The sequence below is a fragment of the Streptomyces sp. NPDC059142 genome (genome assembly GCF_042755665.1).
Taxonomy (GTDB): Bacteria; Actinomycetota; Actinomycetes; order Streptomycetales; family Streptomycetaceae; genus Streptomyces.
In genome coordinates, this window is the sequence record NZ_JBHZDA010000068.1 from 1 (window position 1) to 17,216 (window position 17,216).

The window sequence follows — 17,216 nt, forward strand, 5'->3', positions numbered from 1 at the left end:
GACAGCCGGTCGGTGGCACGCCACCGCCGCCGTAGCCACCGCCGCCGCCCCGGGACCCGGGCCCGCGGGGCGGGCGGACGAGGGCGGTGTCAGCCGGGGATCTCCTTCTCCCGCTCGTTCTCCCCTCCGGGCAGCGAGGCCAGCCAGGCCCGTGTCTCCCGGGCGGCCGACCCCACATGGGGCCGGCGCATGACGCTGTGATGGTCGCCGGGCACCTCCCGGACCGTCAGGCCCTCGCCGAGCAGCGCCCGCCACGGCGCCCAGCGCTCCCCGGCACGCTCGGCACGGCACGCCAGATAGAGCGCCGGCCCCGGATGCGGTGTGACACGGTGCCGGGACAGCGCCGCCAGATGGGCCCGGAAGACCTCCAGCCGCGCCCGCAGCCGGTCCAGCTCCGTCTCCTCGCCCAGCACACCGTGGAGGCGCGCCCACCTCAGCAGCGCGGCCGCGTCCGACCACTTGCCGTCGTGGACGTGCTCGGTCAGCCCCGCCCCCGCGGCCAGATGGGCGCCGAACTCGGCGAGCGGGTCGGCGACGTCGAACTCGGGTCCCGGCACGGTGCTGTCGATGAGCACCACCGGCGGCGGCGCCCCGCCCGCCACCCGCAGCCGGTACGCCATCTCCACCGCGACCACCCCGCCCATCGACCACCCCACCAGCGCCGCCGGCCGGTCGATGCCCTCCCGGCGCAGCGACGCCAGACAGTGGGCGGCCAACTCGGGTACGGAGTCCAGCGGGCGCGGGCCGGGTCCGGGATCCAGTCCGGGAGCGACGGTCCCGAGGACCGGGAACCCGGCGCCGAGCGCCGTGGCGAACCCGGCGTACCCCAGGAGGTCACCGCCCACCGGCGGCAGACAGACCACGGGTGCCCGGCCCGAGCCCTCCCGCAGGACGGTCACCCGCGCCGCACCCGCCACGCCCGCCGCACCGCGCGCGCCGGGCGTCGCCAGCAGCCCGGCGTACAGCTCCACGGTCGGCGCCTCGAACAGGGAGGCCGGGGCCAGCCGCGCACCGGTCTCCCTGTTCAGCCGGCCCACCGCGCGCAGCGCCGTCAGGGAGTTGCCGCCCAGCACGAAGAAGTCGTCCGCCAGGCGCAGCCCGTCGCGCCCGAGCACCTCGCCCCAGACATCCGCGACCAGCCGCTGCTCCGGCGTGCGCGGCGGCGGCGAGTCCGGACGGCCGGCCGGCGTCCCGGGGTCGGGCAGCGCCCGCCGGTCGGTCTTCCCGCTGGAGGTCAGCGGAAGCGCGGGCAGCACCACGTACTGCGACGGCACCAGATGCGCGGGGAGCCGTGCGCGCAGCGCGGTGGCCAGCGCACGGGGGGCGAGCGTGTCCGGACCGGCCACATACGCCACGAGCCGGGCCTCCAAGCCCTTCCCGTGTGCGACGACGGCCGCGCCGCGCACCCCGGGCGAACGCAGCAGGGCGTGTTCGATCTCGCCGGGCTCGATCCGCAGGCCGTGCAGTTTGATCTGGTGGTCCACGCGGCCCAGATGCTCCAACTCCCCGTCCGTACGCAGCCGTACGAGATCCCCGGTGCGGTACATCCGGCCGCCGGGGAGCGAGGTGAACGGGTCGGGCACGAACCGCGCGGCGGTGAGCGAGGGCCGGTCGAGATAGCCGCGCGCCAGACCCGCCCCGGCGAGATACAGCTCGCCCACCGCGCCCTCGGGCAGCGGACCGCCGTGCTCGTCGAGCACATAGGCGCGGCAGCCGTCCACCGGTCTGCCGATCGCTGGCCGGTCCGTCCCCGGCTCCACCTCGCTCCAGGTGGAGTAGACGGTGTCCTCGCTCGGCCCGTAGAGGTTGACGACGCGCCGCACCGGCCCCCGCGCGTGCACCGCCTTCGCGAGCGAGGCGGGCAGCGGCTCCCCCGCGAGGTTCACCGTACGCACGGATCCGGGCAGGGAGTGCTCCAGCAGATGGTCCTGGAGAAGGCTGGGGACCGTATTGACGAGAGTGACCGGCGGGGCGCCGTCCGGCGGCGTGGACAGCCCGCCCAGGCTCTCGGCGAGGATCACGGTGCCGCCCCCCGCCAGTGGCACGAACAGCTCGAAGACGGAGATGTCGAACGAGAGCGGCGTGGCGGCCAGCACCCCCGCCAACTCCTCTGCGGTGTACGTCCGCAGGGCCCACTCCACCAGCGCGACAACACTGCGGTGCTCCACCGCCACGCCCTTGGGGCGGCCGGTCGAACCCGAGGTGTGGAGGACATAGGCGAGGTCCCCGGGGCCGGGCCGCGCGGGCTCCCGCCCCGGGGCCACCGCTCCGTGCGCCCCGCTCCCGTCGGCCCGCACGGCGCGCACCCCGGCCGTCCGGAAGGCGTCCTGCCCCGTATCCGAGCCCGTGACCACGAGACGCACCCCGCAGTCTCCCAGGACCCAGATCAGCCGCTCGGCGGGCAGCGCGGTGTCGAGCGGTACGTAGGCCGCCCCGGCCAGGAGGACACCCAGGACGGCGACGGGCAGCCGCGCGGTCCGCTCCAGATGGACCCCCACCCGGTCGCCCGCGCCGACCCCGAGCGCCACGAGCCGGTCGCCCAGCGCACGGGCCTCCTCGTACAGCCGCCCGTACGTCAGCCGCTCCGCGCCGGCCACCAGGGCGAGGGCGTCCGGTGTGCGTTCCGCCTGCCGCGTCACCAGATCGCACACGGTGGCCCCGCGCCGTTCCGCCAGGGCCGCACCCCGCAGGGCCGCGGGGCGGCCCGCCGTCCCCAGCCCGGACAGACCGAGCGCGGTGCCGCGCTCGGCGACCGCGGCGAGGACGGCGACGACATGGTCCAGCACACGCCGCGCCGTCGCCTCCTCGAAGCGCTCCTCGGCGAGGCTCAGCCGCAGGGCCAGAGCGCCGTCCCGCCGCTCGCTCACCCACAGGTCCACGTCGAAGCGGGACCCGCTGCCGGGCGGTGTGATCTCCTCGCCCGGCACACCGCCCAGGACCACCGGGTGCTCCGTGAAGCCTTCCACGGAGAGGAACGCCTGGAAGAGCGGATTGCGTCCGGGCACCCGCCGCGCCCCCGTCGCGTCCACCAGGACGTCGAAGGGCACATCCTGGTGGGCGTACGCGTCCAGCGCGGTCTGCCGCGTGCGGGCCAGCAGCCCGGCGAAGGTCGCCGCCCCGGCCCGTACCCCGCGCAGCACGACGGTGTTCACGAACAGCCCGACCGTTCCCTCGCCCTCCTGACGGTGACGGCCCGACACCGGCGACCCGATCAGCACGTCCTCCTGCCCCGTGAACCGGTGCAGCGTCAGGGAGTAGGCGGCCAGCAGCACCATGAAGAGCGTGGCGCCCTCGCCGTGCCCGCGCTCCCGCAGCCGCGCGGCGGTCCCCGCCGACAGCTCCGCGGCGGCCCCGACGGTCCCGCCCGCCGCGCCCGGGACGTCCACGGGATCGGCGGGCAGCGCGAGGAGCTCGGGCGCGTCCGCCAACTGCCGCCGCCAGTACGCGAGCTGCCGCGCCGCCTCCGGACCCTCCAGCCACGCGCGCTGCCAGGCGGCGTGCCGCGCGTAACGGTACGGGGGCGCCGGCAGCGCCGCCCGCCGCCCGGCCGCCTCGGCGTCGTACAGCACCGCCAGCTCGGTGAGGAGGATCTCCAGCGACCAGCCGTCCGCGATGCTGTGATGCAGTGTCAGCGTCAGCACCGTGGCCTCCCGCGTGAGCAGGATCCCGGCGCGCACGAGCGGCCCCCCGTCGAGACGGAAGGGCGCGTCGGCCGCCGCCCCGACCCGCCGCCGTACCTCCTCGGCCGCCTCCTCCGGCGACCCCGACCCGCGCAGGTCGGTCACGGGACACCGGAGCGGCTCCCCCGAGGGCGACTGGACCGGCACCCCGTCGATCTCCGTGTACCGCATCCGCAGCATCTCGTGCCGCTCCACCAGCGCGGGCAGCGCCCGGCGCAGCGCGGCGGTGTCCACCGGACCGCGGAAGCGGTACGCCAACGCGATGGTGTAGACGGGCCTGCCGGGCGCCAACTGCTCCATGAACCACATGCGCCGCTGCGCCGCGGTCAGCAGGACCTCGTCACCGAGCCGCGCGTCGCCGCGGACCCGGGCGAGGAACGCGCTGCGGCGCTCCGGCGGGAGGAGCGAGAGGCGCTCGAAGGGGCCGTCGGCGGACGGGCGGGCGCCCTCCGCCGACAGCGGCCGTCCGGTGTCCGTCACCGGTCGCCGACGAGCACGTGCCGGGTGTCCTTGCTCCAGGCGGACCAGCAGCGGCCCAGGTCCCTGCTGACGCTGATGCGCTTCAGCCAGCGGTCCTTGCCGTCGTACCGGGCGGCGAACGGCCTGCGGCCGTGCACGGCGCTGCGGTTGTCGACCAGCAGCATGTCGCCCGGCGCCAGCGCCACCTGGCGCAGGGACGCCTCCACGGTGTCGTAGAACCGGCGCAGCACCCCGGCCAGCCGGTCGTCCCCCGGGGGCTCCAGGAAGTACGGGTCCACACACGCGTACGGGCGCTCGCGCGGCCCGAAGAGCACCGGGCGGCGCTCCGCCCCGTCCCCCGTCACGCCGTGCGAGTGGTCGGGGAGCTGGCGGAACCTCGGCTCGAAGAGCACGTCGAAGGCCGGGTCGCCCAGATCCCAGTCGGCCGCGCAGCTCACCGTCGTGGCGGCGCCCGTCGGGTTGCGCAGGCAGAGCAGGCCGACGTAGTCGGGCCGGAACGGGTGGAAGGCGTCCTCCGTGTGCCACCAGATCGGCTCCTGGCTGGCGAAGTTGATCTGGGTGTTCTCGTACTCCCGCATCGGCAGTACGTCGTGCACCACCGCGCCGTCCTGCTGGCTCCGCCAGCCGAAGACCTCGCCGAGCAGGGAACCGATCAGCACCGCCTGGATCTCCTGGCGGCGGGTGCGGTCCCGCGCCGGTCCGTCCCCCCACGACGGGGGCGTGGTGCCGACGGCCTCGTCGTCCACCGCGAGACCGTGGACGAGGGCGTAGGCCGCCGGGCCGTCCTGCCGCAGTTCCCCCAGGGCCCGGCGGAGCCGCAGCGGCAGCTCGTGGGCGGTCACCGGGGCCTCGCGGCACAGGTCGTACGGCGCCGACGCGGGCAGCTCGCGGGCCAGCCGGGACGTGACGTCCTCCAGCACCCCCCGCTCCGCCTCCGTCAGGGTCAGCTCGATACCGGGGGCCCCCGGTGCGCGCACGCCCTCCCGCTCGGGCAGGTCCGCGGTCTCAGCCATGGTGTCCTCCGCTCGCCAGGGCGCCGCGTACCGACTTCGGGCGCATGTCGGTCCAGTGCTCCTCGATGTGGGCCAGGCAGGCGGCCCGGTCCCTCGCCTCGCCCACGGTCCGCCAGCCGTCGGGAACGGGGCGGCCGGCCGCCCAGACCGAGTACTGGTCCTCGTCGTTGACCACCACGAACCAGGCGTTCTCCACGCCCTCGTCGGTGTCCGTGTTCTCCATGGAGCCGTTCCTCCTCAGTCGCGCCGTTCCGCGCCGGGATCACCGGCGGGGCCCAGCAGTTCGTCGAGCAGCATGTCCAGCCGTGCGAGACCCGCGCCGTCGTCCGCGGCGCCGGTCGGTCCGGCCTCGTCCCGCGCGGTCCCCTCCTCGGCCTCGGCCCGTGCCACGAGCCCGGCGAGGCCCGCGACCGTGGGGTCGCCGAAGAAGCCTGTGAAGGGCACGGAGACCGCGAACTCCTCCCGGATGTTCGTCAGCAGCCGCGCCACCAGCAGAGAGCTGCCGCCCAGCCGGAAGAAGTCCTCGTCCCGCCCCACCGTGTCCGTGCCGAGCACGGCCGCGAACCGGCGGGCCACGCGCCGTTCCCGCCCGCCGCGCGGCTCGACACGCTCCCCGCCGCCCCGCCGGGCGGAGCCGAAGCGCGGCTCCGGCAGCCTCCGCCGGTCGACCTTGCCGTTGACCGTCAGGGGGAACGTCTCCAGCAGGACGTACGCGGCGGGCACCATGTACGCGGGCAGCCGGGCCCGCAGATACGCCCGCAGCCCCTCCTCGTCCGGGTCCGCCCCCGGCGAGGGGGTCGCGTACGCCACCAGCCGCCGGTCGGCGGAGCGCTCGCCCCACACCCGGACGAAGGCGGTACCCACCTCCGGATGTTCCTCCAGCACCGTCCGCACCTCGCCGAGCTCCACCCGGTAGCCGCTGATCTTCACCTGGTCGTCGGCGCGGCCGAGGAAGACGAGGGTGCCGTCAGGCCGGTACCGCGCCTGGTCGCCGGTCCGGTACAGCCGGGCTCCCGGCTCGCCGGAGAACGGGTCGGGCACGAACGCGGCGGCGGTGGCGGCGGCCATACCGAGGTAGCCGTGGGCAGGACCGGCGCCGCCGACGTACAGCTCACCGGTGACACCGACGGGCACCGGACGTCCCCACGGGTCCAGCAGATAGAGACGGGACGCGGTGACGGGCCGTCCGATCGGCGCCCAGGCCGGCCAGTCGGCCGGATCGCCGCTGAGGGCGTGGGCCGTGGTGACATGGGTCTCCGAGGGGCCGTACTCGTTGTGCAGCCGGCCGTCCGGCAACGCGGAGAACAGATGGCGCAGATCGTCCGTCACGACGAGCTGTTCCGACCCGGAGATCACCGTCCGCAGCGTCCGGGGGAGTCCACCGCCCGCCCGGTGCCCCTCGGCCATCTGCTGGAGGGCCGCCGCGGGGATGAAGAGCCGCTCCACACGGAGCGCGGTGAGCAGGTCCGCCAGGGCGTGGACGTCGCGCCGCTGGTCCTCCGAGATGAGGACGAGCGTCCCGCCGGCCGCGAAGGTGGAGAAGATCTCCTGGAAGGAGACGTCGAAGCTCAGCGAGGCGAACTGGAGGGTGCGCTGCCCCGCCGGCACCGGGGCGTAGCGTTCGAGCTGCCAGCCCACGAGGTTGCCGACCGCCCGGTGCGGCATGCAGATGCCCTTGGGACGGCCGGTGGAGCCGGAGGTGTACGTCACGTACGCCACCGCCTCCGGTGGGATCAGGGGAGGGGGGACGGGGACGGCGGGTGCCCGCCCGGTGACCTCGGTGACGGCGGTGACATCGAGGAGGCGCGCCGCGGACGGCGGCAGCGCGGCGCGGGTGTGCGCGTCGACGAGCACCACGGGCGCGGCCGTGTCCTCCAGGATCATGGCGAGGCGTTCCGCCGGATGGTCGAGATCGAGGGGCACGTACGCGGCGCCCGCCTTCAGCACCCCCAGGACCGCGGCGACCATGGCGGGGGAGCGGCGTACCGCCACGGCCACGAAGTCGCCCGGCCGCACCGACGCCGCGCGCAGCGCGCCGGCCACCGCCTCGGCCAGCCCGTCGAGTTCGCCGTACGTCACCTGCCGACCGTCCTGCTCCAGCGCGGCCCGGCCGGGCTCGGCCGCCGCCCGGCGCTCGAACCACCGGTGCGCGAGCGGTACGGGGGAGGCCGCGTCCCCGGTGGTGTTCCAGCCACGGAGCAGGAGGTCGCGTTCGGCGGGGTCGAGCAGGTCGTGATCGGCGAGCGGGGTGTCGGGGGAGGCGGCGAGGGCGTCGGCGAGCCGGCCCAGCCGGGCCGCCGTCCGCTCCATCGTGTCCCGGTCGAACATCGACGGGTCGTACTCCAGGGTCAGCCGGGTGGCGTCCCCGCCACCGGTCGCGAACAGCGCCAGGTCGAACTTGGCGTCGCCGCCCCCGGCCGGGATCTCCCGGCACATGGCGCCGTCCAGCTTCAGGGGGTCGACGCCCTCGCCCTCGGCGGCGAACCACACCTGGAACAGCGGGTGGCGCACGTCCTGCCGGGGCGGGTCCACGGCCTCGACGACCGCGTCGTAGGGGGCGGCGCCGTGGGCGTGCGCCTGCGCGAGGGCGTCGGAGGTGTGGGCCAGCATCCGCCGGAAGGAGGCGCGGGCCGGTACCGCGAGCCGCAGCGCGAACGTGTTGAGGAAGAAGCCGACCATCCCGTGGGTCTCGGGCCCGTCGCGCAGTGTGGCGGGCGTCCCCACCACCATGTCCCCCTCACCGGTGACCCGGTGCAGCAGCGCGGCCCACACCGTGAGCAGCACGGTGAAGGGGGAGCAGCCCTCCGCGCGCCCGAGGTCCAGCAGCGCGCCGAGCGCGGCGGGGCGGGCGGGGACGGGGACATGGGCCGCGGTGGCGTCCCCGGGCGGACCGGAGACGGGCAGATCCATCCGCCGGGGCGCGTCCCGCAACCGCTCGGCCCAGTACCGCACCTGATGATTCGTCAGCTCGCGACGCCCCTGCTCCCGCTCCGCCCAGTCCAGATACGAAGGGCCCCCGACGGCCTCCACCGCGTCGCCGCGCAGCTCGGACCGGTAGAGCGCGGCCAGATCGGTCTGGAGGATCCCCAGCGACCAGTCGTCGACGAGGATGTGGTGCAGCACCACACCGAGCGTCCAGCGGCGCCCGGGGTGCCGGTGGAGCGTCAGCCGCACCGGCGGCGCCTGCGCCAGGTCGAACGGGGTACCGGCCCGCTCCGCCAGCGCCGCCGCGAGAGCGGATTCGTCGTCCTGGTCCACGGCGCCGGACACCACGATCTCCACCTCGGGCGGGGCGTCGAGCACGACCTGCTCCAGCGTCTCTCCCGCGGTGCGGAAGACGGTCCGCAGCGCGGAGTGGCGCAGACCCAGCCGCTCCAGGGCGCGTACGAGGGCCGCCTCGTCCAGATCGCCCTCGATCCGCCATGCCGACGCGACGTTGTACGCGGCGCTCTCCGGCCGCATCGTCTGCGCCAGCCACATCCGCCGCTGCCCCCGGGAGAGGGGGCCACGGCTCCGCCCGCCGCGCGGCGCCGGCCCGTCCCCGTCCGGCCGGGAGAGCCCCCGCTGGGCGAGCAGCGCGGCGATCCGCTCCTCACGACTGTCCACACCCATGGCGGCGCCCCCTCCCTCCGTGCGGGAATCCGGCGGCGAGCGCGTCGTCGCCGACGGTGACCACGGGGTCGGGGGTGCGGCTCGCGAGGAACTCCGGTCGCGGGTCGGGCACATCGCGCAGCGGATTCTCCACGCTGTTGTAACTGATCAGCACCATGGTCCTGTTGTCCGGGGACATGTTGGGCCCGGAGCCGTGCAGGATGTTGCTGTGGAAGAGCAGTACGGACCCCGCCGGGGCCTTGGGCGCCACGATGCCCCGCTGTTTGGCGGCGGTCGCCAGCGCCTCCACACGCAGGGAGTGCTTCAGCTTCGACGTGAGGGTCCGGGTCCAGTCCGCGTCATGCGTGTCGACGGCGCACAGCCCGTCCCGGTGCGACCCGGGGACGAACATCAAAGGCCCGTTGAACTCGTCCACGTCGTCCATCAGCACCGCCACGCTGAGCGCCCGGTCGGTCTCCATTCCGTCCTCGTCGCGCCAGAACCGGTAATCCTGGTGCCATTCCCACACCTCACCCACGAGAGCGAGTTTCGCGTTGATTTTGAACTGGAAGACATGGACGTCGCTTCCCAGCAACTGACGCGCGGGACCGACCAGTCGGGGAAGCCGCACCAGCGTACGGAAGACCGAGCTGGTCTCGTGCACCCCGTGCACCCCGCGCACGGCGCCACTGCCCTCCTCCAGAACCCGCCGGGGCGACTCCTCGCCGAAAACGACGGGGAGTTCCCCGCGCAGTACGTCGAGTTCGGCGTGGCTCAGATACCGGGGCAGCAGAAGATATCCGTCCTCCTCGTACCGCTCGATCTGTTCCTCGGTCAGCAACGGAAAGCCTGCCTCTCTGCTCGGAGGTCTCTCGTGCCTTCGCAGGATTTCAATGACGGTGACGGGCTGTTGAGTCGCGGAAAAACGGGACTTGACACCGCCGGCGCATTCGGGAGCATCGAGAAAAGGCCCCGGGCACCGGCCGAGCGCCGACTCTCACTCCCGCTCGTCCGGTGCGACGGTGAAGTAGACGCGGCTCACCGCGATTCCCAGGTCCTGCACCGCGAAGGGCAGCAGACAGTACAACTGCGGTACGGCGTCCGGTTCGATCCCGACGGTGAACTCCGCCCGCGCCGGCTGCCCCGCCGCCACCTCCACCCGCCGCAGTGAGGGCCGTACCTGTACGCGGATGGTCGGCGACGGCACGATGCCCAGGTTCACCGTCCCCGCACGCCGCCCCACGGCCTCGACCCGCACCGTGACGCTCGTCCCCGGCGCGCCCCCGAGCGGGGTGTCGACACGCAGCAGCGGCGCCCCGACGAGCGCGTTGTACACGTCGCCGCACCGCGCGCAGACGCCGCGCACCGTGTCCGTCACCTGGGGCACCACGCCCCGGTGCGGATAGCCGTCCAGCGGGCCGCCGCACGCGCACGCCGCGTCGAGCGCGGTCCGCTCCCCGGCGACGCTGCGTTCGCCGAAGTACGTGGAGAAGTCGAACACCGGGTCGTCCCGGTGCTTGGCGAACCGCTGCGCCAGCGCCAGGTCGAGCGAGGTCACCTCCTTCACGACCGCCGCGAGCGCCGCGCGCCGCTCCGGGGCGGAACCGGTGACCGTACGCACCGTGTCGCGCAGCACGGTGTCCGCGAGGGGGCGCAGCCGAGGGCGCAGCGGATGGTCCTGCGGTGTCAGCCCGCTGTCCAGCAGACCCGCCAGCCGTCCCCCCACCTCGCGCAGATACGCCCCGGCGGCCTCGCGGCCCCGCCCGTCGTCGCCGGGCACGGCGGGCTCGTCGGCGGCGGGTACCTGGAGCCCCACCTGCACGAAGGCGGGGTAGGGGTTGATGTCGGCGAGCCGTTCGTTGAGGGCCCGCGCGGAACTGCCCCGGTCAGGGGCGTCCAGCCAGGCGAGGATCTCCGGGCGCTGCGCGTCGCACGCGAAGAGGGTGGCCACGACGGTCCTGGCCGGCCCGTCCACGGCCGCCAGCAGACCGAGGTACTTCGGGTCGTACGCCCCGTGGTCGGCGAGCGGGCCGCTGAAGCAGTTGGCGAGGACGAGTTCGGCCGCCCGCACCGCCCGCGCCGGCACCAGCTTGTCCTCCGGCTTGACGCATCCGAGCCCGAAGGCGCACTTCGGGCCCGGCCGCCCCGGCGCCCGGTCCCCGGCGGGACTGAGACCGCACACCGTGAACTGGCCCAGATGCAACTGGTCCTCGGTGCCGTTGCCGTGGAAGAGCAGACGGCGCCACACCCGGTTCAGGGCGAGTCCCTGGATGTCCCGGTGGCGCATGTCGTCGGCCCCGAACCACTCCACGCCGGGTACGGGGGAGGCCGGGTCCAGCGCGGAGAACATCCCGACCGGCCCCCGGGGGTCCGGCGCGGCGTACTGCTTGGCGATCATCCAGCTCACACTGTGCGCGTCACGTCCCGTGAGCAGGAACAGGTTCCGCGCCGAGCGGTGGGTGGCGTCGACAAGGGGCCGCAGCCGCGCGGCGGTCAGCTCCGGGTACGCGCCGACGACCAGCACCGAGCCCGACCCGGGCAGGTCGTCCACCCCGGTCACCCAGTTCCGTGCGAGGGGCCGGGCGGCGCGCAGCACGGGCTCCGGAAGCGCGTCGCCGAGGACGACACCGGTGGCGCACGGCCGGATGGTGCCGCGACCGGGGTAGACGTCCTCGGCGAGCGCGACCCCGTCCAGCAGATCGTCCCGCGCCCCGGTCCACACCGGCACGGGGACCGCGTCGGAGTCCGCGAACCGCGCCACCGCGGCCCCGTACTCGTCCAGCGACGTGCAGGGCAGGAAGACCGCCTCGGCAGAACTCATGGGATGCCTCGATTCCTGAAGGGCCTCGGAAGGAGCCGGCGTGCGCCGACAGGCGTCCCGCCCGGCGGCGACAGGGATGGTCAGGCGCGGCCGGCGGCGTGCTCGACGACGTACTCCCGGCACAGTTCGCGCAGGTCCTCGGCGTGCACCTCACGCCAGCCGGCGGGGACGGACAGGCCGCTGGGCCACACCGCGTGCCGCCCCGTCGCGCTCTCGACCACCCGGAAGGTGGCGTACTCGTCCTCGTACGGGTCCTCGGGCCAGGGACCGGCCAGCACCTCCACCCGGCCGTCCGCGCACCGCCGGGCGGCGCGGGCCGCGCGCCACATCCGGGCGCCCGGCCGCCGGTAGGGGTCGGGGAGGAACCGCTCCGCGGTGTCCCCCGGCAGACCGGGGTAGCCGTCGGCCACGCCCGCGCCCGCGACACAGAGCGCGCCGGTGGAGCCGGGCGGCACCGGACGCAGCGCCGCGTCCAGTACGTACACATGGTGGTTCGGCGCGACCGACACCCCGCCGTCCGTGCCGTGGACGCGGACCAGGCGCGCCTCCTCCGGTCCGCCGCGGTGGACGAGGCACAGACCGAGGTCCCGGGCGGTACGGACCAGGGCGGGATCCGGGTCGTAGGCGTCGCCGGTCACGGTGAGGGAGCGCAGCGCCTCGGGGCGATCGCCGCGCGCGCCGATCGCCCGGCACAGCCGCAGCGCGGTCTCCTGCCCGGCCATCACGTCCCGCGCCCCGCTCTCCGCCAGCCAGGCGGCGAGCGCCCGCGGGTCCCCGAGCGCGTCCGGCGGGGGAACGAGCACGGTGTTGCCCGCGGCGAGCGCCGCGAGGAGGTCCACCGCCCCCGCGCTGCCGCCGTACGTGCCCTCGGCCAGCCAGGCGGCGCGGGCGCCCGGCAGGGTCTGCCGGCGGTACGCCGCCGCGGCGTCCACCCGCCCGGCGCCGATCCGGCAGCCGCCCGCGACCGCCCCCGCCTCGCCGTGGAGGACGAGCCCCCGGCCGGATCCGGCCAGGGCGGCGGCCACCAGGGCGGCCACCTGGTCGACCCGGGCCGCGAACAGCGGCGCAGGCCCCGCCGGGCCCCGCGCGGCGTCGACGGCCTCGGCGCGGCACGCCAGTTCCTCGTAGGTGACCACGGCCCCGGCCGGCCCCGCTCCGTCGCTGTGCTCCAGCGCCGGGGCGCCGGGGGCCTCGCGGATCGCCGCCTCCAGCAGCCGTGCCGCCGTGCCCGGCTCCAGGGGCTGTTCGTCGCCGTTCCACTGCCTCTGCGCCCGCTCCAGGGCCGCGGGGGCGATCAGGTCGAGGCGGCCGACGGGCCGTGCGGGGTCGTCCATGGCCGAGTCGAGCAGCGTGGTCCACGCCTCGACCAGACCGGCGGCGGTCTCCCCGGTCACCGCCTCGCCCCGGAAGAACGCCGCCACGCCGATGCCCTCGCAGGCGCCGGTGTGGCTCTGCTCCTCCGTCAGCACCAGGCTCAGATCGGCCCCGTCGTACGGAGCGGGCGCCGGCTCGGCCGCCGCCTCCACCCCCGCGACCTCGGCGGACGGAAGGGCCGGGCGCCACAGGGCGAGGGCGACACCGCCCGGCAGGGCCGGCTCCGCGCCCGGCCGCAGGCACGCCAGGACCACCGCCTCGTGCGCCCGCCGGACGAGTACGCCGAACGACGGATCGCCCGAGGTGTCGACCCGCAGGGCGCGGGCGCCGGTCAGCGGGGCCACGCTCCCCCGGGTGGCCGGGCCGCCGGGGCGGGCCACGGGTGCCGTGGTGACGACCGGGCCCTCGGCGCCCTGCCGGGCGAGGAGCGCTGCCAGCGCCGCGTGCAGCAGTGCGGACAGGGTGGTGTCGTGCTCCGCGGCGTACGCGATGAGCCGGGCGTGCAGATCGGCCCGGAGACGGGCGCGGTGGACCCCGTGCCCCGGGACGCCGCCGTCCGCCGGTCGTCCGGCGGCGGCGCCGGGGGCGGACAGGGGAGCGGGCACGGACAGGACAGCGGGCACGGACGTGGGCACGGACGTGGGCACGGACGTGGGTACGGGAGTGGGCCGTACCGCGTCCGGTGCCGTGCCGCGGTCCTCGGGGACCGGGCCGGGCGGGGGCAACGGCGCCCAGCGCGGGGCGTGTTCGTTCACCCGGGAGCGGTACGCCTCCAGCAGATCGGCGCCGAGCGGCGCGAGCGCGTAGGCGTCGGCGAGCCACGGGTGCAGCCGGACCAGCAGCAGATGGTCGTCGGGACCCCTGTGGTGCAGCTCGGCCCGCCATGGCGGGGTGGTGCCGTACGGATCGGGGAGCGGGCCGTCCGTCGCGCGCACCGGATCGGCGGCGGCGCTCCCGGACGGCGTGCGGAGAACCGGCAGTTCGGCACGGACCGCGTCGGGCGCGCCGGTCGTCCGCCCGCCGGCGGCGGTGAACGTGGTGCGGAGCATCGGGTGGCGCCGTGCCACGTCCCGCAGCGCGGTACGCAGGGCCTCGGTGTCCAGGGGGCCCGTCAGCCGCAGCGGCAGCACCCGGGGGACGTCCGCGCCCGGCGGGGGCGGTACGGAGGCCGACGCCGTCGGCTCCGCGCGGGCGGTCTCCTCGCCGAGGAGCGCGGCGAGCGCGGCCGGTGTCGGCGCCTCGTACAGTGCCCGCCCGCCGGGGTCGGCCCCCAGGGTGGTGCGCAGCCGGGAGAGGAGCCGTGCGCCCGCGAGGGAGTGCCCGCCGGACAGGAAGAAGTCGGAGTCGGCGTGGAGGTCGCGCCTGGGCATGCCGAGGGTGTCGGCGAAGAGGTCGCACAGGATCTCTTCGAGCGGGGTGGCGGGCGGCAGTCCGGGGGCGGACCCACCGCGTACGGGCTCGGGCAGCGCGGCGCGGTCCACCTTGCCGTTGGTGGTGAGCGGCATGGCGCCCAGCGTCGTGATGGTGGCGGGGACCATGTAGTCGGGGAGGTGTTCCCGCAGATATCTGCGGAGTACGAGCGCGGGGTCGACGGTACGGTCGAAGGCGGCCGGCGTGTTGGCGCAGTCGCCCGGCGCGCGGGCGTCGTCCTCCGGTGTGAGGAACACGGAGGTCAGCCGGCCCGGCGGAAGATGCCGGGGGTCGAGCAGCACCACGTCCAGCGATCCTTCGGCGGCCCGCGCGCCCGACCAGGTGACCAGGGCCCGGTAGCCCGCGCGTTCGGCCAGCGCGCACAGCTCCTCCGGGTCCCCGGGGCCTCCCGTACCGCCGGCGGGCGGCGCTGCCAGGGCGGCCAGGGCCTCGGCCACTTCCGCGCCCCCGTCGAGCGCGGCCAGGGCCGCCCGTTCCCCCGCGGTGCGCGCGTCGGGCACGCCGGTGACACGGAGCCTGGCCGGCCGGTGCTCCTTCAGATGGCGGGCCAGGTCCTCCGCGTCGGCGATGGCTTCGCCCCAGCCGGCGCGGGGTGTCTCCCGCAGGTCGGCGGCGGGTGCGGCGGTGCCCAGCACCGCGTCGAACCGGTAGCGCGTCAGCTCGTTGTGGCCGTGGCCGCGCTTGACGCGGACGTCGGTGGAGCGGATGGCGGGCAGGTCGCGCGCCAGGACGTCGAAGAAGCCGGGGTCGAGGAGGAGTTCGGTCTCCACCGTGACGCGTTCGTGGATCTCCCGGCGTACGGCTCCGGCCTCCCGCGCCGGGTCGCCGGGGGCCAGGGTCACCCCGGTCTGCAACGGGCGCTGGAGTGCGGCGTTGCGCAGGTCGCCGAGGAAGACGCAGCCGCCGGGGGCCAGCAGCGGCAGGACGCCCTCGATCACGGCGCGCAGATAGCCGGCGTCCGGGAAGTACTGGACGACCGAGTTGAGCACGACGGCCGTGAAGTGGCCGCGCGGCAGCCCCGAGGTGACGTCGGCGGCCTGGCGGCGCAGGGTCACCTTGTCCCGCAGCTCGGGCCTCTCGCGCAACTGGAGCCGGAGCGCTTCGAGTACGGTCCCCGAGAAGTCGGTGGCCCAGTACTCGTCGGCGCCGGGCGCCAGATGCGCCAGGAGCAGCCCGGTGCCCGCACCGATCTCCAGAACGCGTCGGGTGTCCAGCTCGCGGATGCGTGCCACGGTGGCGTCCCGCCACTCGCGCATCTCCTGGCGGGGGATGGGCGCGTGGTCGTAACTGCTGTTCCAGCCGACGAAGTTCTCCCCGAAGCCCGCCGTGTCCGGCTCGCTGTAGAGCGTCTCGTAGATCTCGTGCCACTCGGCGGTCAGCGCGTCGGCGTCCGCGCTCCCGGACGTGGCGGGCACGACGTACGCGGCCAGGCTCTTGTCTCCGGCCGGGGTGCGGCGCGGGATCACGGTGGCCTGCGCGACGCTCGGATGCCCGACGAGCACCGCCTCGATCTCGCCCGGTTCGATGCGGAAGCCGCGCAGCTTCACCTGGTGGTCGACGCGGTCCTGGAAGACGAGGGCGCCGTCCTCGCGCACCGTGACCCGGTCGCCGGTGCGGTAGAGCCTGCCGTCACCGTCCGCGCCGCCGTCGCTCCGGCCCGGGGCCCCGGCGGGGGCGGTCGGGTCGGGCACGAAGCGCTCCCCGGTCAGCGCGTCCCGGCCCAGATAGCCCACGGCGAGGCAGGGGCCGCCGAGGTACAGCTCCCCGGTGGCGCCCGGCTCCACCGGGGAGCCGTGGCCGTCCAGGACACGGGTGACGGTCGCGCCGATCCCCGTGCCGATGGGAACGGGCCGGGTGAGGTCGTCGTGCTCGCCGATCTCGTGCCAGGTGGCGAAGGTGGTGGCCTCCGTCGGTCCGTAGACGTTCAGCAGCCGGGCCGGGGGAGAGGCGTCCCGTACGCGCCGTACGGTACGGGGGTCGCACACCTCGCCGCCGAAGAGAAGGGTGCGCAGCGGGGCGAAGGCCGCGGGCCGTTCGTTCGCGATCTGTTGGAAGAGCGCGGTGGTCAGGAAGAGGACGGTCACCCCGTGGTCGCGGACCGCCGCCTCGAAGGCGATCGGGTCCAGGACGACGTCCTTCTCCAGCCCGACGACGGTGGCCCCGGCCCACAGCGTGGCCCAGATCTCGAACGTGATGGCGTCGAAGGCGGGGTTCGCCGCCTGCGCGACCCTGTCGTCCGCCGCCAGCCGCACGTAGTCCGTGGAGTTCACCAGGTCGAGGACGGCGCGGTGCGGGACGACCACGCCCTTGGGCGTGCCGGTGGTCCCGGACGTGTAGCACACATAGGCGGTCGCCTCGGGGCCCACGGCCACCGGGGCGAACGCGCCGTCCCTCCCCGCGATCCGTCCGGCGTCGGCGTCGAGGGCGAGCACGGTCGGGCCCGTCCCCTCGTGGGCGTCGGCGAACCGCGACAGCGTGACGACGGCCCGCGCCGCGCAGTCACGGGCGATCAGCCGCCGCCGCTCGGCGGGGTGGCCGGGGTCCAGCGGCACATACGCGGCGCCCGCGCGTACGACCGCCAGGAAGGCCACCACCAGATCGGCGCCGGGCGGCAGGGAGAGCACCACATGGTCCCCGGGCCGTACGCCCGCCGATACGAGATGACCGGCGAGCCGGGCGGCCCGCCCGTCCAGCTCGCGGTAGGTGAGCGCCGTCCCCTCCGCCGGATACGTCACCGCGAGCGTGTCGGGGGCCGACTCCGCGTGCCGGCGCACGGCTTCGGCCAGCCCCGCGACCCTCCGGGACCCCTCACTCTCGGACATGCGC

7 protein-coding genes are annotated in these 17,216 nt (G+C 75.6%); all 7 read right to left on the reverse strand.

Annotated features, from left to right (window positions below):
* Positions 1 to 89 precede the first annotated feature (89 nt).
* The 7 genes from ACFXPK_RS22850 to ACFXPK_RS22880 all read right to left on the reverse strand — a co-directional run bounded on the left by ACFXPK_RS22850 (position 90) and on the right by ACFXPK_RS22880 (position 17,212).
* Complete coding sequence (locus tag ACFXPK_RS22850; protein ID WP_385078111.1) at positions 90 to 4,160, reverse strand: amino acid adenylation domain-containing protein; 4,071 nt, start codon at positions 4,158 to 4,160, stop codon at positions 90 to 92.
* Positions 4,157 to 5,173, reverse strand: a complete 1,017-nt coding sequence (locus tag ACFXPK_RS22855; protein WP_385078114.1) for a TauD/TfdA family dioxygenase — start codon at positions 5,171 to 5,173, stop codon at positions 4,157 to 4,159. Before ACFXPK_RS22855 ends, ACFXPK_RS22850 begins: the two co-directional genes overlap by 4 nt.
* A complete protein-coding gene (locus tag ACFXPK_RS22860) occupies positions 5,166 to 5,396 on the reverse strand; it encodes an MbtH family protein (RefSeq protein ID WP_385007137.1) in 231 nt (76 codons plus the stop codon). The genes ACFXPK_RS22855 and ACFXPK_RS22860 overlap by 8 nt, the downstream gene beginning before the upstream one ends.
* A 14-nt stretch (positions 5,397 to 5,410) precedes the next feature.
* A complete protein-coding gene (locus tag ACFXPK_RS22865) occupies positions 5,411 to 8,785 on the reverse strand; it encodes an amino acid adenylation domain-containing protein (protein ID WP_385078117.1) in 3,375 nt (1,124 codons plus the stop codon).
* Positions 8,766 to 9,605, reverse strand: a complete 840-nt coding sequence (locus tag ACFXPK_RS22870) for a phytanoyl-CoA dioxygenase family protein (RefSeq protein ID WP_385078120.1) — start codon at positions 9,603 to 9,605, stop codon at positions 8,766 to 8,768. Before ACFXPK_RS22870 ends, ACFXPK_RS22865 begins: the two co-directional genes overlap by 20 nt.
* A gap of 156 nt (positions 9,606 to 9,761) precedes the next feature.
* Positions 9,762 to 11,585, reverse strand: a complete 1,824-nt coding sequence (locus ACFXPK_RS22875; RefSeq protein WP_385078122.1) for a hypothetical protein — start codon at positions 11,583 to 11,585, stop codon at positions 9,762 to 9,764.
* A gap of 80 nt (positions 11,586 to 11,665) precedes the next feature.
* Positions 11,666 to 17,212, reverse strand: coding sequence for an amino acid adenylation domain-containing protein (locus tag ACFXPK_RS22880; protein WP_385078125.1), 5,547 nt, complete (start codon positions 17,210 to 17,212; stop codon positions 11,666 to 11,668).
* Between the last annotated feature and the right edge of the window lie 4 nt (positions 17,213 to 17,216).